Annotated in this window: 20 protein-coding genes; 12 read left to right on the forward strand and 8 right to left on the reverse strand. The window is 68.7% G+C overall.

Translation table 11 applies throughout. From position 1 onward, the window contains the following. Window positions 1–84 precede the first annotated feature (84 nt). The 3 genes from I9P22_RS11405 to I9P22_RS11415 are packed head-to-tail and all read right to left on the reverse strand — an operon-like array spanning window position 85 to window position 2,934. On the reverse strand, window positions 85–1,011 hold the full coding sequence (locus I9P22_RS11405) for a sugar kinase (RefSeq protein ID WP_199259601.1): 927 nt from the start codon (window positions 1,009–1,011) through the stop codon (window positions 85–87). Next, complete coding sequence (uxuA, locus tag I9P22_RS11410) at window positions 1,008–2,216, reverse strand: mannonate dehydratase (RefSeq protein ID WP_199259602.1); 1,209 nt, start codon at window positions 2,214–2,216, stop codon at window positions 1,008–1,010. The genes I9P22_RS11405 and uxuA overlap by 4 nt, the downstream gene beginning before the upstream one ends. Window positions 2,217–2,238: 22 nt before the next feature. Then, on the reverse strand, window positions 2,239–2,934 hold the full coding sequence (locus tag I9P22_RS11415) for a GntR family transcriptional regulator (protein ID WP_199259603.1): 696 nt from the start codon (window positions 2,932–2,934) through the stop codon (window positions 2,239–2,241). A gap of 88 nt (window positions 2,935–3,022) precedes the next feature. Between I9P22_RS11415 and uxaC the strand changes: the two genes are divergently transcribed. The 11 genes from uxaC (at window position 3,023) to I9P22_RS11470 (ending at window position 12,820) form a co-directional block, all read left to right on the forward strand. After that, a complete protein-coding gene (gene uxaC / locus I9P22_RS11420; protein ID WP_199259604.1) occupies window positions 3,023–4,429 on the forward strand; it encodes a glucuronate isomerase in 1,407 nt (468 codons plus the stop codon). A 21-nt stretch (window positions 4,430–4,450) separates the two neighbouring features. Further along, the gene (locus tag I9P22_RS11425) at window positions 4,451–5,434 is read left to right on the forward strand and encodes a TRAP transporter substrate-binding protein (protein ID WP_199259605.1); all 984 of its coding nucleotides are present in this window, start codon (window positions 4,451–4,453) and stop codon (window positions 5,432–5,434) included. Window positions 5,435–5,506: 72 nt separating this feature from the next. After that, entirely contained in the window at window positions 5,507–6,040 is a 534-nt protein-coding gene (locus tag I9P22_RS11430) for a TRAP transporter small permease (protein WP_199259606.1), read from the forward strand. Between the two features lie 18 nt (window positions 6,041–6,058). Further along, window positions 6,059–7,345, forward strand: a complete 1,287-nt coding sequence (locus tag I9P22_RS11435) for a TRAP transporter large permease (RefSeq protein ID WP_199259607.1) — start codon at window positions 6,059–6,061, stop codon at window positions 7,343–7,345. Further along, complete coding sequence (locus I9P22_RS11440; protein ID WP_199259608.1) at window positions 7,345–7,626, forward strand: cupin domain-containing protein; 282 nt, start codon at window positions 7,345–7,347, stop codon at window positions 7,624–7,626. The genes I9P22_RS11435 and I9P22_RS11440 overlap by 1 nt, the downstream gene beginning before the upstream one ends. An 11-nt stretch (window positions 7,627–7,637) precedes the next feature. Then, entirely contained in the window at window positions 7,638–8,462 is an 825-nt protein-coding gene (gene kduI, locus I9P22_RS11445) for a 5-dehydro-4-deoxy-D-glucuronate isomerase (protein ID WP_199259609.1), read from the forward strand. Next, window positions 8,459–9,184, forward strand: coding sequence for a 2-dehydro-3-deoxy-D-gluconate 5-dehydrogenase KduD (gene kduD / locus I9P22_RS11450; protein ID WP_199259610.1), 726 nt, complete (start codon window positions 8,459–8,461; stop codon window positions 9,182–9,184). The genes kduI and kduD overlap by 4 nt, the downstream gene beginning before the upstream one ends. Window position 9,185: 1 nt before the next feature. Further along, window positions 9,186–10,583 carry a mannitol dehydrogenase family protein gene (locus tag I9P22_RS11455; RefSeq protein ID WP_456299610.1) on the forward strand — a complete coding sequence of 466 codons (1,398 nt, stop codon included), beginning with the start codon at window positions 9,186–9,188 and terminating at the stop codon, window positions 10,581–10,583. A 7-nt stretch (window positions 10,584–10,590) separates the two neighbouring features. Then, window positions 10,591–12,105 carry a UxaA family hydrolase gene (locus I9P22_RS11460; protein WP_199259611.1) on the forward strand — a complete coding sequence of 505 codons (1,515 nt, stop codon included), beginning with the start codon at window positions 10,591–10,593 and terminating at the stop codon, window positions 12,103–12,105. A gap of 74 nt (window positions 12,106–12,179) precedes the next feature. Further along, window positions 12,180–12,419: a type II toxin-antitoxin system PrlF family antitoxin gene (locus tag I9P22_RS11465; RefSeq protein ID WP_199259612.1), complete on the forward strand. Its 240-nt coding sequence runs from the start codon at window positions 12,180–12,182 to the stop codon at window positions 12,417–12,419. Beyond that, the gene (locus I9P22_RS11470) at window positions 12,416–12,820 is read left to right on the forward strand and encodes a PIN domain-containing protein (protein WP_199259613.1); all 405 of its coding nucleotides are present in this window, start codon (window positions 12,416–12,418) and stop codon (window positions 12,818–12,820) included. The genes I9P22_RS11465 and I9P22_RS11470 overlap by 4 nt, the downstream gene beginning before the upstream one ends. Before the next feature lie 53 nt (window positions 12,821–12,873). Here I9P22_RS11470 and I9P22_RS11475 read toward each other — a convergent pair whose 3' ends face one another. From I9P22_RS11475 to I9P22_RS11495, 5 genes are read right to left on the reverse strand one after another with little or no spacing between them, the layout of a single operon-like run. Further along, entirely contained in the window at window positions 12,874–14,382 is a 1,509-nt protein-coding gene (locus tag I9P22_RS11475; RefSeq protein WP_199259614.1) for a tripartite tricarboxylate transporter permease, read from the reverse strand. Between the two features lie 22 nt (window positions 14,383–14,404). Beyond that, on the reverse strand, window positions 14,405–14,866 hold the full coding sequence (locus tag I9P22_RS11480; RefSeq protein ID WP_199259615.1) for a tripartite tricarboxylate transporter TctB family protein: 462 nt from the start codon (window positions 14,864–14,866) through the stop codon (window positions 14,405–14,407). Continuing rightward, on the reverse strand, window positions 14,866–15,822 hold the full coding sequence (locus tag I9P22_RS11485) for a tripartite tricarboxylate transporter substrate binding protein (RefSeq protein ID WP_199259616.1): 957 nt from the start codon (window positions 15,820–15,822) through the stop codon (window positions 14,866–14,868). Before I9P22_RS11485 ends, I9P22_RS11480 begins: the two co-directional genes overlap by 1 nt. A 56-nt stretch (window positions 15,823–15,878) precedes the next feature. Next, window positions 15,879–16,556 (reverse strand): RraA family protein, encoded by a 678-nt coding sequence (locus I9P22_RS11490; RefSeq protein WP_199259617.1) that lies wholly within the window; start codon window positions 16,554–16,556, stop codon window positions 15,879–15,881. 10 nt (window positions 16,557–16,566) lie between these two features. Beyond that, complete coding sequence (locus tag I9P22_RS11495) at window positions 16,567–17,562, reverse strand: hydroxyacid dehydrogenase (RefSeq protein WP_199259618.1); 996 nt, start codon at window positions 17,560–17,562, stop codon at window positions 16,567–16,569. A gap of 109 nt (window positions 17,563–17,671) precedes the next feature. Here I9P22_RS11495 and I9P22_RS11500 point away from each other — a divergent pair, with 109 nt between their 5' ends. Continuing rightward, window positions 17,672–18,574 (forward strand): LysR family transcriptional regulator, encoded by a 903-nt coding sequence (locus I9P22_RS11500; RefSeq protein ID WP_199259619.1) that lies wholly within the window; start codon window positions 17,672–17,674, stop codon window positions 18,572–18,574. Window positions 18,575–18,581: the final 7 nt, after the last annotated feature.

An 18,581-nucleotide genomic window follows, 5' to 3' on the forward strand; every position in this document is an offset into this window, starting at 1 on the left:
ATACGAATGCATCTGCAAGATCTGGACATCAGAGCCCGACAGATTCATCCTAAACCCGATCCAACAGATGCCGGGACTGAACAGCTAGCCGCAGGGCGGGATGCGGAATGCGGCCTCGCGCACCAGGGCGCCCGGATGCGACACAACCTGCAGGCTGAAGTCATGCGCGGCGCGGATCGCCGTGACCGGATCGGCGCCGCGCAGGCCGGCCGCCAGGAAGGCGGCGTTGAAGCTGTCGCCGGCGGCGGTGCTGTCCACCGGGGCGACGCGGGGCAGGCCCTCGACCAGCCGGCTGCCCTGCGCGTCGGCCAGCAGCACCGGGCCGCCGCCGTTCTTGACCACCACCCGGCCGGCGCCCAGCCGCAGATAGCGCGCGGCGGTCGCCCGGGCATCGGCATCGCCGAAATGCGCGATCTCGTCATCGAGGCTGGGCAGCAGCAGGTCGGTGCAGCTTGCCGCGGCCTCGATCCAGCCGCGCATCTCGGCGGCATCGGCCCAAAGCCGCGGCCGCAGGTTCGGATCGAACACCACCTGCGTGCCCGCCGTCCGCGCCGCGCGCAGCGCCTCCAGCAAAGCCCGGCGCCCGGCCTCGGGCAGGATCGCCAGGGTGATCCCGGACAGGCAGGCGATGCGACAGCCGGCCAGCGCCGCATCCAGCCGTCCCGGATCGTCGGCCAGCCGCCGCGCCGCCGAATTGTCGCGCCAATAGCTGAAACTGCGCTCGCCATCGCTGAGCGAGATGGCATAAAGGCCGATCTCGCGCTCGGGGTCGCGGGCGACATGGTCGGTGCCGATGCCCTCGGCGGCCAGGAAGTCCAGCATCTGCCGGGAATATTCGCCGGTGCCGACGCGGCTGAAATAGCCGACCCGCCAGTCCGGGCCAAGGCAGCGGCGCAGATACCAGGCCATGTTCAGCGTGTCGCCGGCAATGCCCATCCGCCACAGGCCGCCGCCGGCCTGCGACAGCTCGACCATGGCTTCGCCGATGCAAAGGATCAGCGGCGCGCTCATGCCCGCGCCCCGTGGCTCAGCGCCCGTTCCACGCCGCGCAGCTCGGCCAGCCCCTTGAGCCGGCCGATGGCGGGATAGCCGGGCTGCCCGCCGCGGCCGATATCGTCCAGGATGTCCTGGCCGTGATCGGGGCGCATGGGGATGTTCCAATCGGCGCGGCCGGCCTCGCGGCGGCGGGCTTCCTCGCGCAGCACCGCGGCGACCAGCGCCACCATGTCGGTCTGGCCGCCCAGATGCTCGTCCTCGAAGAACGAGCCGCGGATCGCGTCGCTGTCGCGGCGCACATTGCGCAGATGCAGGAAATGCACCCGGTCGCCCAGCCGCTCCATCATGCCCGGCAGGTCGTTGTCCGGTCGCGCCCCCAGCGAACCCGAGCAAAGCGTGATGCCGTTCGCCGGCAGGTCCACGGCGGCCATGCGCTCGGCGTAATCGGCCTCGGTGGACATCACCCGCGGCAGGCCCAGCAGCGGAAAGGGCGGATCGTCGGGATGGCAGCAGAGCCGCATCCCGATCTGCTGCGCGACCGGGGCGACCTGTTCCAGGAAGTCGTGGAAATGCCGGCGCAGCACCGCGTCCGTCACCGGGGCATAGCGTTCCAGCAGCGCCCGCACGTCGTCCAGGGTGAAATGCTCGGCCGCGCCGGGCAGGCCGAAGACCACGTTGCCGGCCAGCTGCTCGCGCCGGGCCTCGTCCATTGCGGCGAAGCGGCGGGCGGCCTCGTCGCGGATCTCCTCGGGGAAATCCTCGGCCGCGCCCTTGCGCTGCAGGATATGGATGTCGAAGGCGGCGAAATCGATGAAGTCGAAACGCATGCAGCGCGCGCCGTTCGGCCGCCGCCAGGCCAGGTCGGTGCGGGTCCAGTCCAGCACCGGCATGAAGTTGTAGCAGATCACCTCGATCCCCGCGTCGCGCAGGTTGCGCATCGAGGCGATCCAGTTCTCGACATGCGCCCGCCAGTCGCCGGTCTGGGTCTTGATCGCCTCGCTGACCGGCAGGCTTTCCACCACCTCCCATGCCAGGCCCGAGGGCGCGCCGTCGGCCATCGCCGCCAGTTCGGCCTGCCGGCGGGCGATTTCCCCGGGCGTCCAGACGGTTCCGGTCGGGACGTGGTGCAGGGCGGTGACCACGCCCTGAACCCCCGCCTGCAGCATATCCTCGACCGAGACCCGATCCTTGGGTCCGAACCAGCGCCAAGTATGTCGCATTCACTCCTCCGGGGAAACGGAATTACAGGCCCAGCATCTCGGGCTGTTCGGCGCGCAGCCGCGCCAGCGTCTCGTGGATGCGCGACAGGTGCAGGCCGATGGCGGCGACCGCCTTCTCCTCGTCCCGTTCGCGCAGGGCGGTCAGGATGACCTTGTGCTCCTCCATCGCGTTCTGGGCGTTATAGGACAGCGACAGGTAGCGGGCGCGGTCCATGTGGCCCTTGTTGTCCTTGACCAGGGTCCAGACGAATTCCAGCCCCGAGGCTGCGCAGATGTCGTGATGAAACTGGTCGTCCAGCGCATGGAAGCCACTGCGGTCGTCGGCGCGGATGGCGGCGTCCTGGCGCCGGATCAGCTCCTCCAGCGCGTCGTGGTCCTGCGGCGTCAGCAGCCGCACCGCCTCGCGCAGGCAGGCGGTTTCCAGCGCCAGGCGGATGAAATGCGCCTGGCGGATCGCCTCGGCCGAGATCTGCGTCACCACCGTGGCGCGTTGCGGGCGGATCTGGATGAAGCCCAGTTGCGACAGCCGGAAGAACGCATCGCGCACCGGCTGGCGCGAGACGCCCATCTGCGCGGCGACCTCGGCCTCGGACAGCCGGGCGCCGGGGGGCAGCGTCAGGTTGATGACCCGTTGGTAAAGCGCCTCATAGACCTGGTCGGTGACCGTGCGCGGGCGCAGGTCGTCCAGGATGGGCAGGGCGGCGGCATCTGTCGGCATCGGCGAAACCATGGCGTTGACGGTGTTGCCAGACTAGCATATTAGATGACTAGAGGAACCGCAAGGCGATTCGGGAGGAGAGTTGCAGATGCCGCTGCTGGACGAGGATCGGTTGTTCCCGCCCGAGCCGGCGCTGCGCGACCTGGCGCGGGCGCTTTACGAGGATGTCCGCGACCTGCCGATCGTCAGCCCGCACGGCCATACCGATCCGCGCTGGTTCGCCGAGAACCGCGCCTTTCCCGATCCGGCGCAGCTGTTCGTGACGCCCGACCATTACGTGTTTCGCATGCTCGCCTCGCAGGGGGTGGCGCTGACCGATCTTGGCGTGCCGCGGGTCGATGGCGGCCCGACCGAGACCGACGGCCGCAGGATCTGGCGGCTGTTCGCCGGCCATTACCACCTGTTCGCCGGCACGCCGTCGCGGCTGTGGCTGGACCATTCCTTCCAGCATGTCTTCGGCATCGACCGGCGGCTGTCGGCGGAAACCGCGGATTGGTATTACGACCATATCTCGGACTGCCTGGCGCGGCCGGACTTCCGGCCGCGGGCGCTGTACGAACGCTTCGGCATCGAGGTGCTCGCCACCACCGAGGCGGCGACGGACGATCTGCGCTGGCACCGGGCGATCCGGGACTCGGGCTGGCAGGGCAGGGTGGTGACGGCCTATCGCCCGGACGGGGTGATCGACCCCGAGATGCCGGGCTTTGCCGGGAATGTCGCGCTGATGGGCCAGCAGACCGGCTTCGACACCGCGACCTGGGCCGGCTACCTGGACGCGCACCGGGCGCGGCGGGCCTATTTCAAGGAATTCGGCGCGACCTCGTCCGATCACGGCCATGCCAGCGCCCGGACCGAGGACCTGCCGCAGGCCGAGGCGGCGGCGCTGTTCCAGAAGGCGCTGCGCGGCGCGTGCACGGCGGCCGAGGCCGACGCCTTCCGCGGTCACATGCTGACCGAAATGGCGCGCATGAGCCTTGAGGACGGGCTGGTGCTGCAGATCCATCCCGGCGCACGGCGCAACCATTCCGATCCGGTGATGGCGATGTTCGGCCGCGACAAGGGCTTCGACATTCCCGGCCGCACCGATTACGTCGCCGCGCTGCGGCCGCTGCTGAACGCGGTGGGCATGCGCCCCGAGCTGACGGTGATCCTATTCACGCTGGACGAAAGCAGCTATGCGCGCGAGCTGGCGCCGCTGGCGGGGGCCTATCCCTGCCTGCGCCTTGGTCCGCCCTGGTGGTTCCACGACAGCCCCGAGGGCATGCGCCGCTTTCGCGAGATGACCACCGAGACGGCCGGGTTCTGCAACACCGTCGGCTTCAACGACGACACCCGCGCCTTCTGCTCGATCCCGGCCCGGCATGACGTGGCCCGCCGGGTGGATTGCGCGTTCCTGGCCACGCTGATCGCCACCGGCCGGCTGGACCGCGACGAGGCGCCGAGACTGGCGCATGAACTGACCTATGGCCTCGCCAAGAGGGCCTATCGACTTTGACCGTTCATCGGGGAGGATGACATGAAACTGCTCAATACCACGCTTGCCGCCTTTCTTGTCACGGCGGCGTTGGCCGGCGCCGCCAGCGCGGAATGCGAGATCACCTTGCGTTCGTCGGACACGCATCCGGACGGCTATCCGACCGTCGAGGGCGTCAAGGCCATGGCGGCCGAGGTCAAGGAAAAGACCGGCGGCCGCATCTGCATCGAGGTCTTCCCCTCGTCCCAGCTGGGCGAGGAAAAGGACACCATCGAGCAGACCCAGTTCGGCGTCATCGACATGGTGCGCGCCTCGTTCGGGTCGTTCAACGACATCGTGCCGGTGACGCAGACCACCTCGCTGCCCTATCTGTATCGCTCCGAGGAGCACCTGCACAAGGTCCTGGACGGCCCGATCGGCGAGGAGATCGCCCGCCAGTTCGAGGAGCATGGCCTGGTCCCGCTGGCCTATTACGACGGGGGCGCGCGCAATTTCTACAACGCGAAGAAGCCGATCCGCACCGTCGAGGACCTGAAGGGGCTGAAGTTCCGCGTCATGCAGAACGACGTCTTCGTGGACATGATGTCGGCGCTTGGCGCCAATGCCACGCCGATGCCCTATGGCGAGGTCTATTCCTCGATCCAGACCGGGGTGATCGACGGGGCCGAGAACAACTTTCCCAGCTATGACAGCTCGGGCCATGCCGAGGTGGCGAAATACTTCACCCTGGACCAGCACCTGATGGTGCCGGAACTGGTCGCCGTGTCCAAGACCCGCTGGGAAACGCTGTCCCCCGAGGATCAGGAGATCATGCGGACGGCGGCCCGGAACTCGGCCATCCTGCAGCGCAAGCTGTGGGCCGAACAGGAAAAGGCCAGCGAGGAGAAGGTCGTGGCCGCCGGCGCCGAGGTGGTCAAGGACGTGGACAAGACCGCCTTCATCGAGGCGATGGCCCCGGTCTACGAGAAATACGTGACCACCCCCGAAGCCAGGGACCTGGTCAAGCGCATCCAGGAAACCCAGTGACAACCCGGTGACATCGCGGCCCGCGCCATCCGGCCGCGGGCCCTTTCTTTCAAAGAACAAGGAGGGGATGCCATGCAAGCCGGCATCGCTGCATTGTCGCGCCTGAACGGCTTTCTCAGCCGGGCCAGCCTGTGGCTGGCGGGAGCGGGGCTGGTCCTGATGACGCTGATCGTCTTCGCCCAGGTCTTCATGCGCTACGTGATGAACGACAGCCTGCTCTGGGTCGAGCCGGTGGCCATCCTGCTGATGAGCTGGTTCATCTTTCTGGGCTCGGCGGTCGGGGTGCACGAAAGCTTTCACATGGGCTTCGACGTGCTGCTGTTCTTCCTGCCCGACAGCGCCGGAACCTGGCTGAAGGGCCTGTCGGACCTGTCGGTGCTGTGCTTCGGCATCGGCATGGCGGTCTATGGCTGGCAGCTGATGGCCAAGACCTGGGGCACCACGCTGCCGGTGATCGGGCTGCCGGGCGGTTTCGGCTACATGCCGCTGTTCGCCGGCGGCCTGCTGATGACGCTGTTCGTGCTGGAGCATCTGCTGAAGCGGCTGACCGGCCGCATGGTCGAGGCCCAGCCGGACGCCGAAGACATCCTGATGACCGAAGCGTAACGGGGGCGGGGCAACATCATGGAATACACGATCCTTTTCGGTGTCTTCACCCTGCTCATGCTGATCGGCACGCCCATCGCCTTCTGCCTGGGCATCTCGAGCCTGGCGACGGTGGTCTGGCTGGGCCTGCCGCCGCTGGTGGTGTTCCAGCGCCTGTCGGCGGGGATCTCGGTCTTCACGCTGATGGCGATTCCGTTCTTCATCTTCGCCGGCGACCTGATGGTCCGGGGCGGGATCGCCGCGCGGATCGTGCGCTTCGCCGGGTCGCTGATCGGCCATGTCCGCGGCGGGCTGGGGCAGGTGAACATCGCCGCCTCGACGCTGTTCGGCGGCATCTCGGGTTCGGCCGTGGCCGAGGCGGCGGCGGTCGGCGGCATCATGATCCCGCAGATGAAGGACCGCGGCTATGGCGCGGATTACGCGGTCAACGTGACCTCGATGGCGGCGCTGATCGCGCTGATGCTGCCGCCCAGCCACAACATGATCATCTATTCGATCTCGGGCGGCGGGCGGATCTCGATCGCCGACCTGTTCACCGCCGGGATCGTTCCGGGGCTGCTGCTGGCGCTGGCGCTGTCCTTCACCGCCTGGATCGTCGCCGTGCGCCGCGGCTATCCGACCGAGCCCTTCCCCGGCCTTGCCAAGGTGTTCCGCTTCCTGCTGGAATCGCTGCCGGGGATGCTGCTGATCGCCATCATTTTCGGCGGCGTGCGGTCGGGCATCTTCACCGCCACCGAAAGCTCGTGCATCGCGGTGCTTTACGCGCTGCTGGTGACGGTGCTGGTCTATCGCAGCATGTCCTGGCGCGATTTCGTCCATGCCACGCAGCAGGCGGTGCGCACCACGGCCATGGTGCTGCTGATCATCGGCATGGCCGGGGCCTTCGGCTGGCTGATGGCCTATCTGCACGTGGCGCAGATCTCGCTTCACTGGATGCAGTCGGTCTCGGACAATCCCTTCGTGATCCTGCTGATGATCAACATCGTTCTGCTGGTGCTGGGCACCTTCATGGACATGAGCCCGCTGATCATCATCACCACGCCGATCTTCCTGCCGGTGGTCAGCGCCTTCGGCGTCGATCCGGTGCATTTCGGCGTCATCATGATCCTGAACCTGGGCATCGGGCTGAACACGCCGCCGCTGGGGCCGGTGCAGTTCGTCGCCGCCGCCGTGGCCCGCATCTCGATCTGGGAGGCGATGCGCAGCGTCTGGCCCTTCTACGCCGCGGGGCTGGTGGTGCTCTTGCTGGTGACCTATGTGCCGGCGCTGTCGCTGTGGCTGCCGGCGCTGTTCCGGGGGCAGTGATGGGCGATCCGGTCCGCACCGTGCTGGCCCATGCGCCCGAGCTGATGGTTGTCCGCTTCGCCTTCGCGGCGGGCGACCGGGGCGCGCCGCACAGCCACCCGCATGTGCAATCGACCTATGTCCGGTCGGGGCGCTATCGCTTCACCCTGGACGGCCGCGAATTCGAGGTCGGGCCGGGCGACGCCTTCGTCATCCCCTCGGGCGCGGTGCATGGCTGCACCTGCCTGGAAGCCGGCGAACTGATCGACAGCTTCACCCCGCGCCGCGACGATTTTCTGTGAAAGGACATACCGTGACCCATGTCGAAACCCGTCAGGCGGTTCACCCGGACCATGCGAAGACCATGGATACCGAAACCCTGCGCCGGCATTTCCTGGCGAAAGGCATGTTCCGGGACGGCCAGATCCGGCTGGTCTATACGCATTACGACCGCTTCGTGGTCGGCGGCGCAGTGCCCGGCGGCGCCGAGCTGGTGCTGGACCAGGTGGCCGAGACCCGGACCGCGACCTTCCTGGAGCGGCGCGAGATGGGTATCGTCAATATCGGCGGGCCGGGCCATGTCTCGGCCGCGGGCGAAACCTGGCGGATGGGGCAGGGCGACGTGCTCTACCTGGGCATGGGCTCGGGTCCGGTGACCTTCGGAGGAGAGGGGCGGTTCTACATCACCTCCTGCCCGGCGCATCGCGCCCTGCCCAGCCGCCTGATCACCGTGGCCGACGCGAAACAGGTGACCACCGGGGCGGTCGAGACCTCGAACAAGCGCACCATCCGGCAGTTCATCCACCCGCTGGTGATGGAAAGCTGCCAGCTGGTGCTGGGCTATACCACGCTCGAGGACGGCTCGGTCTGGAACACCATGCCCGCCCATGTCCACGACCGGCGGATGGAGGCCTATCTTTATCACGGCATGGAGCCGCAGGCCCGGGTGCTGCACCTGATGGGCGAGCCGCAGGAGACGCGGCACATCTTCGTCGCCAACGAACAGGCGGTGATCTCGCCGCCCTGGTCGATCCATTCCGGCGCCGGCATCGGCGGCTATACCTTCATCTGGGCGATGGCCGGCGACAACGTGGATTATACCGACATGGATTTCGTCCAGCCGGAGGACCTGCGTTGAACCCGTTTTCCCTGCAAGGACAGGTGGCGCTGGTGACGGGCGCCAATACCGGCATCGGGCAGGCCATCGCCGTCGCCATGGCCCAAGCCGGGGCCGAGGTCATCGCCGCCGGCCGCCGCGACTGCGACGAGACGCTGGCGCTGATGGGGCACGGGCGGCAGATGCGGCTGGATTTCAGCGACCCGCTGGCGGCGCGCGATGTCTTTGCCTCCGAGCGCATCGACATCCTGGTGAACAATGCCGGCATCATCCGCCGCGCCGATGCGGAGGATTTCACCGAGGCCGACTGGGACGCGGTGATCGACGTGAACCTGAAGGCGCTGTTCTTCACCTGCCAGGCCTTTGCCCGCGCCGCCCTGCCGCGCGGGCGGGGCAAGATCGTCAACATCGCCTCGCTGCTGTCCTTTCAGGGCGGCATCCGGGTGCCGAGCTATACCGCCAGCAAGCATGGCGTCGCCGGGCTGACCAAGCTGATGGCGAATGAATGGGCGGCGCGGGGGCTGAACGTCAACGCCGTCGCTCCGGGCTATATCGAGACCAACAACACCGAGGCGCTGCGAAGCGACCCCGACCGCTCGGCCGCGATCCTCGAGCGCATTCCGGCCGGGCGCTGGGGCCGGCCCGAGGATATCGGCCAGACCGCGGTGTTCCTGGCCGCGCCGGCCTCGGACTACATCAACGGCGCGGTGCTGAATGTCGATGGAGGCTGGCTTGCACGATAGGCTGCATCGCGCCCCGACCGCGGCGCCGGCGGGCATCGTCCATCTGGGCCTGGGCGCGTTCTTTCGCGCCCATGGCGCGATCTATGTGGCCGAGGCGGGCGGCTGGGGCATCGTCGGCGTCTCGCTGCAATCGCCGGACACGCGCGACCGGCTGCGCCCGCAGGGCTGGGCCTATACCGCGCTGGAACTGGCGCCCCAGGGGGAAAGGCCGCAGGTGGTGACGGTGCTGCGCGACGTGCTGGTCGCGCCCGAGGATCCGCAGGCGGTGCTGGACGCCATGGCCGCACCGGGCACGCATGTCGTCAGCCTGACGGTGACGGAAAAGGGCTATTGCCACGAACCCGCCACCGGCCGGCTGAACCGCGACCATCCCCGCATCCTGCATGACCTGGCAAACCCCCTGCCGCAATCCGCGCCGGGCTTCCTGGTCCGCGCCCTGGCCCTGCGCCGGGCGGCGGGGCTGCCGCCCTTCACGGTGCTCAGCTGCGACAACCTGCCGGAAAACGGCCGCGTCCTGCGCGGCGTGGTGTTGGAACTGGCCGGGCTGATCGACCCCGCGCTGGCGGACTGGATTGCCGCCGAGGCGGCCTTCCCCTCGACCATGGTGGACCGCATCGTGCCCGCCACCACGCCCGCCGACCTGGACCGGCTGGAGGCCGCCGCCGGCTATCGCGACGAGGCGCCGGTGATGCACGAACCCTTCCGGCAATGGGTGATCGAGGACCGTTTCCGCGGCCCCCGCCCGGCCTTCGAGACGGCGGGCGCGCAGCTGGTCGCCGACGTGACGCCCTATGAGCACATGAAGCTGCGGATGCTGAACGGCACCCATTCCAGCCTGGCCTATCTGGGCTATCTGGCGGGGCACCAGACGATTGCGGACAGCATGGCCGATCCGGTCCTTGCCGGTTTCGCGCGCCGGCTGTGGCGCGACGAGATCATTCCGGCGCTGACCCCGCCCCCGGGCGAGGATCTGGCGGATTATGCCGATGCCCTGGCCGCCCGCTATGCCAATCCGGCGATCCGGCACCGGACCTGGCAGATCGCCATGGATGGCAGCCAGAAGCTGCCGCAGCGCATCCTGGGCACCATCGCCGAATCCCGCGCGGCCGGGCGGGCGGTGCCGGGTCTGACCCTGGCCGTCGCGGCCTGGATGCGCTACGTCTCGGGCCGGGACGAGCAGGGGCTGCCGATCGAGGTCCGGGACCCGCTTGCCCCGCGCCTGGCGGCGCTGTGGACCGGCGACCCGGCCGGGACGGTGCGCGGCTTCCTGGCCCTGGCCGAGGTGTTTCCGCCCGCCCTGCGCGACGATGCCGGCTTTGCCGCCGAGCTGACCAAGGCGCTGGCGGCGCTGACCCAGCAGGGGGCGCGGGCCGCGGCCGAGAGCCTTGCCCATGGCTGACCGTTCCATGCCTGACCATTCCGTGGCTGATCGTCCCGCCGCCCTGCTGCTTTCCCCGGGCGACAGCGTCGGCATCGCCCTGCAAGCGCTGGAGCCGGGCGAAACCCGGCTGGGCGTCCTGCTTGCCGAACCGGTTCCCGCTGGGCACAAGTTCGCGCTGCGTCCGCATGCGCCGGGCGATCCGATCATCAAATACGGGCAGGTCATGGGCGAGGCCACCGCCGCCATCGCGCCCGGCCAGCATGTGCATGTCCAGAACGCCGGGATGGCCGCGCCGGGCCGGGCCGCCGCCGGCCAGGCCGGACGGCTGCCCGCGTCCCCCGCCAGGCGCAGCTTCCAGGGGTTTTCGCGCCGCGACGGCCGGGTCGGGACGCGCAACTTCATCGGCATCATCGCCTCGGTCAACTGCTCGTCCACCGTCTGCAACGCCATCGCGCGCGAGGCGAATGCCCGGCTTCTGCCGCAATTCCCCAACCTGGACGGCTTCGTGCCCATCGTCCACGACCAGGGCTGCGGCATCGCCACGGCGGGCGAGGGCTTCGCTCTGCTGGTGCGCGTGCTCAGGGGCTATCGCGACCATCCGAATTTCGGCGGCGTGCTGCTGGTCGGCCTGGGATGCGAGGTCAACCAGCTGACCCTCTACCGGCGCGACGACGAGACGCGCGAGCGCCATGCCAGCTTCAACATCCAGGAGGTGGGCGGCTCGGCCGAGGCGGTGCGCCGCGCGCTGGAGCGGCTTGCCCCCATCGCCGCCCGCGCCGATGCCGACCGCCGCCGGACCCTGCCGGTTTCCGGGCTGACGCTGGGGATGCAATGCGGCGGCTCGGACGGATTTTCCGGCATCACCGCCAATCCGGCGCTTGGCGTCGCCTCGGACCTGCTGGTCGCGGCGGGCGGCACCTCGATCCTGTCGGAAACGCCCGAGATCTATGGCGCCGAGCACCTGCTGATCGCCCGCGCCAGCGCCGCGGACGGCCAGCGCCTGCGGAAGATGATCCGCTGGTGGGAAGGCTACACCCGTGCCAACGGCGCCAGCCTGGACAACAATCCCAGCCCCGGCAACAAGCGCGGCGGCATCACCACCATCCTGGAGAAATCGCTGGGCGCGGTGGCCAAGGCCGGGCTGGCGCCGCTGTCGGCCGTGCATGGCTATGCCGAGCCGATCCGCGGCCCCGGCCTGGTCTACATGGACAGCCCCGGCTATGATCCGGTCGCGGCCACCGGGCAGGTGGCGGCGGGCGCCAATGTCATCGCCTTCACCACCGGGCGGGGATCCTGCTTCGGCGCCCATCCGGTGCCGTCGCTGAAGCTCGCCTCGAACACGGCGCTGTGGCGGGCGATGCGCGGCGACATGGACATCGACTGCGGCAAGGTCGCCGAAGGCGCGGTCTCGCTGCAGGAGATGGGCGAGGAGATCTATCACAAGATCCTCGACACCGCCTCGGGCGAGCGCAGCAAGTCCGAGATCTTCGGCTATGGCGATGCGGAATTCGTGCCCTGGCGCATCGGGGCGGTGCTTTAGCCGGCGCCGCTTGCCAAACCCATGCGAATGCCCATATGGTAATGCGAAACGCAAAAACGCATTGGAGGATCGAGATGTCCGAGTCGACGGTCACCATCAAGGGCCAGACGACCTTGCCGAAATCCGTCCGGCAGGCGCTGGAGCTGGGGCCGGGGGATCGGTTGCGCTACGTGATCCTGGACGATGGGCAGGTCCGGCTGATGCGGACCCGCCCGGTCGCCCAGCTGGCCGGGATGCTGCGCCGCGAGGGCCGGCGCCCGGTGTCGCTGGAAGAGATGGAGCAAGCCATCGCGGCTGGCGCGCAAGACCGGTGATCGCGCTGGATACCAATGTCGTCCTGCGCTTCCTGACGCAGGACGATCCGGCGCAATTCCTGCAGGCCAGCGCCCTGTTCGCCCGCCTGACGGCGGAAAGCCCCGGCTATCTTTGCCGCGAGGTTCTGGTCGAGATCGTCTGGGTTCTGGAACGGGCCTATGACCTGCCGCGGCAGGACATTGCCGCGGCGCTGGACGGGCTGCTGGCCGCGCCCGAGATCGTCGTCGAGGCCGCCGACCGGGTCGGGCTTGCGGTCGAGCGCTATCGGCAGGGCGGCGCGGGCTTCTCGGACCACATGATCGTGCTTGCGGCCCAGGATGCCGGGTGCAGCGCCACCTTCAGCTTCGACCGCAAGGCGGTGGCGCAAGCCGGCATGGTCGCGCCGCCGCCGGAAGGCTGATCCGCCGGCCGCCGCTTCGGCATTCGCCCGGCGCTGCGGGCCGCGCCTTCTTCTCAGCCTTCCTCTTCCTGGAACGCTTCTTGGCGGGACTTGCGGAAGGCGGGGAAGATCATCAGCCCCAGCAGCACCACCGTTGCGATCAGCATGGTCAGGCTGATCGGGCGTTCGACGAAGATCGACGGGTCGCCCTGCTCGATCAGCAGCGTCCGGCGCAGGTTCGATTCCAGCAGCGGCCCCAGCACGAAGCCCAGCAGCAGCGGCCCCGGCTCGCATTTCGCCTTGCGGAAGACATAGCCCACCAGCCCGAAGCCCGCCGCCAGCATCACGTCGAAGATGCGGTTGTTCATCGAATAGACGCCGATGCAGCAGAACAGCAGGATCGCCGGATAGAGCAGCCGATAGGGCACGGTCAGCAGCTTCACCCACAGCCCGATCATCGGCAGGTTGATGATGACCAGCAGCGCATTCCCGATCCACATGCTGGCGACCAGGCCCCAGAAGATCTCGGGCTGGTTGGCCAGCACGGTCGGGCCCGGGGTGATGCCGTGGATCATGAAGGCCGACAGCATCATCGCCATCATGTTGTTCGACGGGATGCCCAGCGTCAGCAGCGGGATGAAGGAGCTTTGCGCGGCGGCGTTGTTGGCGGCCTCGGGGGCGGCCACGCCCTCGACCACGCCGGTGCCGAAATCCTGCGGGCGCTTCGACATCTTCTTTTCGAAGGAATAGGCGCTGAACGACGCCAGCGTCGCGCCGCCGCCCGGCAGCAGGCCCAGGAAGGTGCCGACGCCGGTGCCGCGCAGCACGGCGGCCCAGGAGCGGCGGAAGTCGTCGCGCGTGGGCCACAGCCGGCTGATCGGCGCCAGGGTCACGCCCTCGGAGCCCGAGCGTTCCAGGTTGGCGATGATCTCGGAAAAGCCGAACAGGCCGATGGCGATGACGATGAAGTCGATGCCGTCGAACAACTCGATGGCGCCGAAGGTCAGCCGGTCCTGGCCGGTGGACTGGTCGGTGCCGACCATGCCCAGCAGAAGCCCGATCAGGATCATGCCGATGGCCTTCAGGACCGTGCCGCTGGCCAGGATCGTCGCGGCCAGCAGGCCGAAGACCATCAGCGAGACATATTCCGCCGGCCCGAAGGACAGCGCGAAGCTGGACAGCGTCGGCCCGGCCACGGCGATGGCGAAGGTCGCCACCGTGCCGGCGAAGAACGACCCCAGCGCCGCGACCGCCAGCGCCGCCCCGGCGCGGCCCTGCTGGGCCATCTGATAGCCGTCAAGCGTGGTGACGACGCTGGACGCCTCGCCCGGCAGGTTCACCAGCACGGCGGTGGTCGTGCCGCCATATTGCGCGCCGTAATAGATGCCGGCCAGCATGATGATCCCGGCCAGCGGCGGCAGGAAGAAGGTGATGGGCAGCAAGACGGCGATGGTCGCGGTCGGGCCGATGCCCGGCAGCACGCCGATCAGCGTGCCCAGCAGCGCCCCCAGCAGGCAGAAGCTGAGGTTCTGCAGGGTCATCGCCTCGCCGAAGCCCAGCATAAGCAGGTCGATAAAGCTCATTGGTTCCTCCCCAGGACGCCTGTCAGACGGGCCACAGCGGCACCTGGACGCCCAGGCCGTAGACGAAGACCAGCGCGCCGAAGACGGTCAGCCCGACCGCAAGCAGCAGCGTGTGGGTCCACCGGCCGCCCGGATCGGCCAGCGAGCCGGCGACGATCAGCCACAGCGAGGCCAGCACGAAGCTCAGATGCGTCGCCGCATAGGCGAAGACGACGATGGCCAGGGTGATGACCAGCACCGGGCGCAGCCTGACGGCCTCGATGGCCTGGGCCGGGCGGCGCAGGGCCGGGATGCCCACCCCAAGCCCCACGGCGATCAGCAGCAGGCAGACGACGCGGGGCAGGAAGCCCGGCCCCATCTGCGCCAGCGAGCCGGGGTCCAGCCCCCAGCCCATGAACAGCCCGAGCGCGCCGAGACCGACGAAGATCGCCGCCGTCAGCAGGTCGGGCTTGTCGCCCTTGTCGGGCGCGCTCGGGCCAGCCATCACTGCTCCTGCTTGATCAGTTGGAAGATCTGGGTGTAGCGCTCCAGCCGCGCCGGCATGGCCGCGGACCAGTCGGCGCCCGACTGATAGGACAGCGGGATGCCCTGCTGCTTCGCCTTTCCCTGGAATTCGGGATCGGCGATGGCGGCATCGACGGCCTGGGACAGGCGGGTGCGGATCTCCTCGGGGACGTCGCAGCGGGCGGCGAGGCCGCGTTCCGAGGACATGATCACGTCATAGCCCAGCTCTTTCGCGGTGGGCAGGTCGGGCGCCAGCGTCGAGCGTTCTTCCGAGAACTGTGCCAGCGCCCGGAAGGAATCCTGGTCGCTGGTGGCATATTCGCCGACATTCAGGCCGATCATGGTGACATGGCCGCCCAGCAGCGCGGTCTTGGCCTCGTTCGCGCCGCCGAAGGGCACCGCGGTCAGGTCGATGCCGGCCGCCTGTTCCAGCTGCAGCATCGCCAGATGCTCGTCCGTGCCCATGCCGGTGGTCGCCACCGAAACGGCGCCGGGATTTTCCTTGGCGAAGGCCACGACATCCGCCAGCGACTGGAATTCCGAATCCGGCTGGACGATGAAGGTGCCCGGATCCTCGACGATGCGGGCGATCGGGCAGATCTCGGCCGGGTCGAAGCGCAGCTTGCGGTCGATGCGCATGGTCAGGAAGCCCGGCGTGTTCAGCGACGACACGGTATGGCCGTCCGGCCGGGCCTGCGACAGCGCGGTATAGGCGATCTCGCCCGAGGCGCCGGGGCGGTTCAGCACCGGGAACTGGGTGCCCAGCTCGGCCTCGAGAAAGGGCGCCAGGGTGCGCAGCATGATGTCGGTGCCGCCGCCGGGGGCGAAGGCCACGATCATCTCGATCGGGCGGTCGGTCGGCCAGTCGGCCAGGGCGGCGCTGGCCATGCCGGCGCTCAGGGCCGCTGCCAGCGGCAGCGCGGTGAAAGCTTTCATCTGATCTCTCCTCCCAAGTGAAGGCCGCGATCCCCCGCGGCCCGAATCCTGCCGGCTCAGGCCGGAAACGCGCATCCCAGCCGCTGCAGGGCCGCATCGACCCAGGACCGGTCGTTGGTGCCGGCCTGGATGGCGGCCATCTGCCGCGTCTCGGCATCCTGCTTGGCGACGGTCTTCTCGTAGACCTCTTGCGCCACATCGCAGGGCACCGCCAGCACGCCGTCGCTGTCGCCCAGCACCAGATCGCCCGGATGGATCACCATGCCGTCGATGGCGATGGGCACGTTGATTTCGCCCGGCCCGTCCTTGTAGGGGCCGCGATGGGTGATGCCGGCGGCAAAGACCGGCAGGTTCATGGCAAGGAACTGGTCCGCGTCGCGGATCGCGCCGTTCAGCACGAAGCCCGCCACGCCGCGCCGGATCGCATAGGCCAGCATCAGCTCTCCCATCAGGGAATTCGTCAGATCGCCGCCCGCATCGACCACGATCACGTCGCCCGGCTGCGCCAGGTCGATGGCCTTGTGCAGCATCAGGTTGTCGCCGGGCCGGGTCTTGACCGTCAGCGCCACGCCGGCCAGCACGCCGTCGCGGTGCATCTTGCGCAGCCGGTCGCCGCCCGCGGTCATGCGGTGCATGCTGTCGCTGACATTGGCGACCGGAAGCCGGGCGAAGCGGGCGACCAGATCCGCCGGAACGGCACGGTCGCGGTTGAGGATGCGGAAACCGATGCTCATGGGGCGCTCCTTAGACTTTCGCCCCGGCCGGGGCGAGTTCCTGATGATTGACGATGCGGCTTGGCGGGATCTCGCGGCCGGCCAGGTAATCGACGATGCCCTGCGCGGCCTCGATGCCGACGCGGGTGTTGGCGGCCGCGGTCACGCCGCCGATATGCGGGGTCAGGACCAGCCGCATGTCGGTCCAGAACGGATGATCCGGCGCCGGCGGCTCCTTGGCGAAGGTGTCCAGGCCGGCGCCGCCGATGCGGTTTTCCCGCAGCGCCGCCAGCAGCGCGTCCTCGTCGATCAGGCCGCCGCGGGCGGTGTTGACGATGATTGCGTCCGGGCGCATCAGCGCCAGCCGCTCGGCATTGATCAGGTGGCGCGTCCGGGGCGTCAGCGGGCTGTGCAGGCTGATGATGTCGCTGCCGGCGATCAGCGTGTCCAGGTCGTCGATGCGGGTGACGCCCTCGGCCTCGAAGACCTCGGCCGGGCAGAAGGGATCATAGGCCGAGACCGCGATGCCGAAGGACCGGGCGAAGCGCGCCGTCTGCCGGGCAATGGCGCCGAAGGCCACCAGCCCCATGGTCGAGCCGGCCAGTTCCCGGCCCTGGAAGCCCGGCTTTTCCCAGCGTCCCTCGCGCAGGCCGCGATCCAGGGGCACGATCCTCTTGGCCACCGCGAACAGCAGCGCCATGGCATGTTCCGCGACCGAGACGGCGTTGGCGCCCGCGGCGACCAGCACCGGGATGCGGCGCGCGCTAGCGGCGGCGATGTCGATATTGTCGACGCCGGCCCCGTGCTTGGACAGCACCCGCACCCGCGGAGATGCGGCAAGAAATGCCTCGTCCAGCCGGCCCATCCGCACCAGCACCCCGACCGGGTCGGCCTCGGCCGAGAATCGCCGCAGCGCTTCGCCCTCGGTATAGGGCGGCACATAGACGGGCCGGTAGCCGGCGCCGGTCAGGACGGCTTCGGCGGCCGGGGCCAGGTTCGGGCCGGTGATCAGAACGTTTTTCGACATATCCCCCTCGGATCCGACATCGGTCAGATGACTGCCCTTCCGAATAAGGATTGTTTTGCTAAATGAAAGCGGATAATTCTGTCTTATAAATTCAGGAAGTCTTAATTATATGGATACGCGACAGCTGAAGACCCTGCTGGCCATTGCCGAAACCGGCAGCTTCGCGCGGGCGGCGCAGCAGGTTGCGCTGACGCCCTCGGCGGTCAGCCAGCAGATCCAAGCCCTTGAATCGGAAATCGGCGTCAGCCTGTTCAACCGGCAAAGCCGCCCGCCGACGCTGACCTCGGCCGGGCAGCAGATGGTCAAGGCCGCCGCCGATCTGGTCCGGGCGGCCGAAAATGCCATCGACGCGGTGTCGGGGCGCCGGATCATCGGCACCTTCTCGATCGGATCGGTCCGCACCAGCGCCATCGGGCTGCTGCCGCAGGCGATCTCGCGGCTGGTGGCGAATCACCCGGACCTGCGCATCAAGCTGCATGTCGGCAGCTCGGAATCCATGATGCAGGACGTGATCGCCGGGCGGCTGGACACGGCGATGATCGCCGAGCACAGCGTCATATCGCGGGATTTGCGCTGGAGCCCGTTCATCCGCGAGCCGCTGTTCCTGATCGCCCCGCCCGGCACCCCGGTCGGCGATCTGCGCAGCATGCTGGTGTCGCATCCCTATGTCCGCTTCCGCTCTGCCGTGCCCCTGGCCCGGCTGATCGAGGCCGAGCTGGGCCGGCTGAACCTGCCGCTGGTCGACATTGCCGAGATGGACACGATTTCGGCGATCACCGCCTGCGTGGCGAATGGCCTGGGCGTGTCGGTGGTGCCGCGCGTCGCCATTCTGGACACGCGCGAGGCGGTGGTGGCGATCCCCTTCGGCGAACCGGCGATCCATCGGGCCATCGGGCTGATCCAGATCCAGAACAGCCCGCGCGCCGGCCTGATCGCCGAGCTGCACGGGAAGCTGGCCGAGGTCAGCGGCGAATACGGCATCGCGCGCGACGACCGGGCCGCCGCGCCCTGATTGCCGC

This window comes from Paracoccus binzhouensis (genome assembly GCF_016446475.1).
Lineage (GTDB): Bacteria > Pseudomonadota > Alphaproteobacteria > Rhodobacterales > Rhodobacteraceae > Paracoccus > Paracoccus binzhouensis.

What these genes read in the sequence shown, in the direction of transcription:
- I9P22_RS11500 (WP_199259619.1), top strand. Translation starts at nt 17,672, where the DNA reads ATGGATACGCGACAGCTGAAGACCCTGCTGGCCATTGCCGAAACCGGC.
- I9P22_RS11415 (WP_199259603.1), bottom strand. Translation starts at nt 2,934, where the DNA reads ATGCCGACAGATGCCGCCGCCCTGCCCATCCTGGACGACCTGCGCCCG.
- I9P22_RS11435 (WP_199259607.1), top strand. Translation starts at nt 6,059, where the DNA reads ATGGAATACACGATCCTTTTCGGTGTCTTCACCCTGCTCATGCTGATC.
- I9P22_RS11430 (WP_199259606.1), top strand. Translation starts at nt 5,507, where the DNA reads ATGCAAGCCGGCATCGCTGCATTGTCGCGCCTGAACGGCTTTCTCAGC.
- I9P22_RS11440 (WP_199259608.1), top strand. Translation starts at nt 7,345, where the DNA reads ATGGGCGATCCGGTCCGCACCGTGCTGGCCCATGCGCCCGAGCTGATG.
- I9P22_RS11490 (WP_199259617.1), bottom strand. Translation starts at nt 16,556, where the DNA reads ATGAGCATCGGTTTCCGCATCCTCAACCGCGACCGTGCCGTTCCGGCG.
- I9P22_RS11495 (WP_199259618.1), bottom strand. Translation starts at nt 17,562, where the DNA reads ATGTCGAAAAACGTTCTGATCACCGGCCCGAACCTGGCCCCGGCCGCC.
- I9P22_RS11475 (WP_199259614.1), bottom strand. Translation starts at nt 14,382, where the DNA reads ATGAGCTTTATCGACCTGCTTATGCTGGGCTTCGGCGAGGCGATGACC.
- uxuA (WP_199259602.1), bottom strand. Translation starts at nt 2,216, where the DNA reads ATGCGACATACTTGGCGCTGGTTCGGACCCAAGGATCGGGTCTCGGTC.
- I9P22_RS11465 (WP_199259612.1), top strand. Translation starts at nt 12,180, where the DNA reads ATGTCCGAGTCGACGGTCACCATCAAGGGCCAGACGACCTTGCCGAAA.
- I9P22_RS11480 (WP_199259615.1), bottom strand. Translation starts at nt 14,866, where the DNA reads ATGGCTGGCCCGAGCGCGCCCGACAAGGGCGACAAGCCCGACCTGCTG.
- I9P22_RS11485 (WP_199259616.1), bottom strand. Translation starts at nt 15,822, where the DNA reads ATGAAAGCTTTCACCGCGCTGCCGCTGGCAGCGGCCCTGAGCGCCGGC.
- uxaC (WP_199259604.1), top strand. Translation starts at nt 3,023, where the DNA reads ATGCCGCTGCTGGACGAGGATCGGTTGTTCCCGCCCGAGCCGGCGCTG.
- I9P22_RS11425 (WP_199259605.1), top strand. Translation starts at nt 4,451, where the DNA reads ATGAAACTGCTCAATACCACGCTTGCCGCCTTTCTTGTCACGGCGGCG.
- I9P22_RS11460 (WP_199259611.1), top strand. Translation starts at nt 10,591, where the DNA reads ATGCCTGACCATTCCGTGGCTGATCGTCCCGCCGCCCTGCTGCTTTCC.
- I9P22_RS11405 (WP_199259601.1), bottom strand. Translation starts at nt 1,011, where the DNA reads ATGAGCGCGCCGCTGATCCTTTGCATCGGCGAAGCCATGGTCGAGCTG.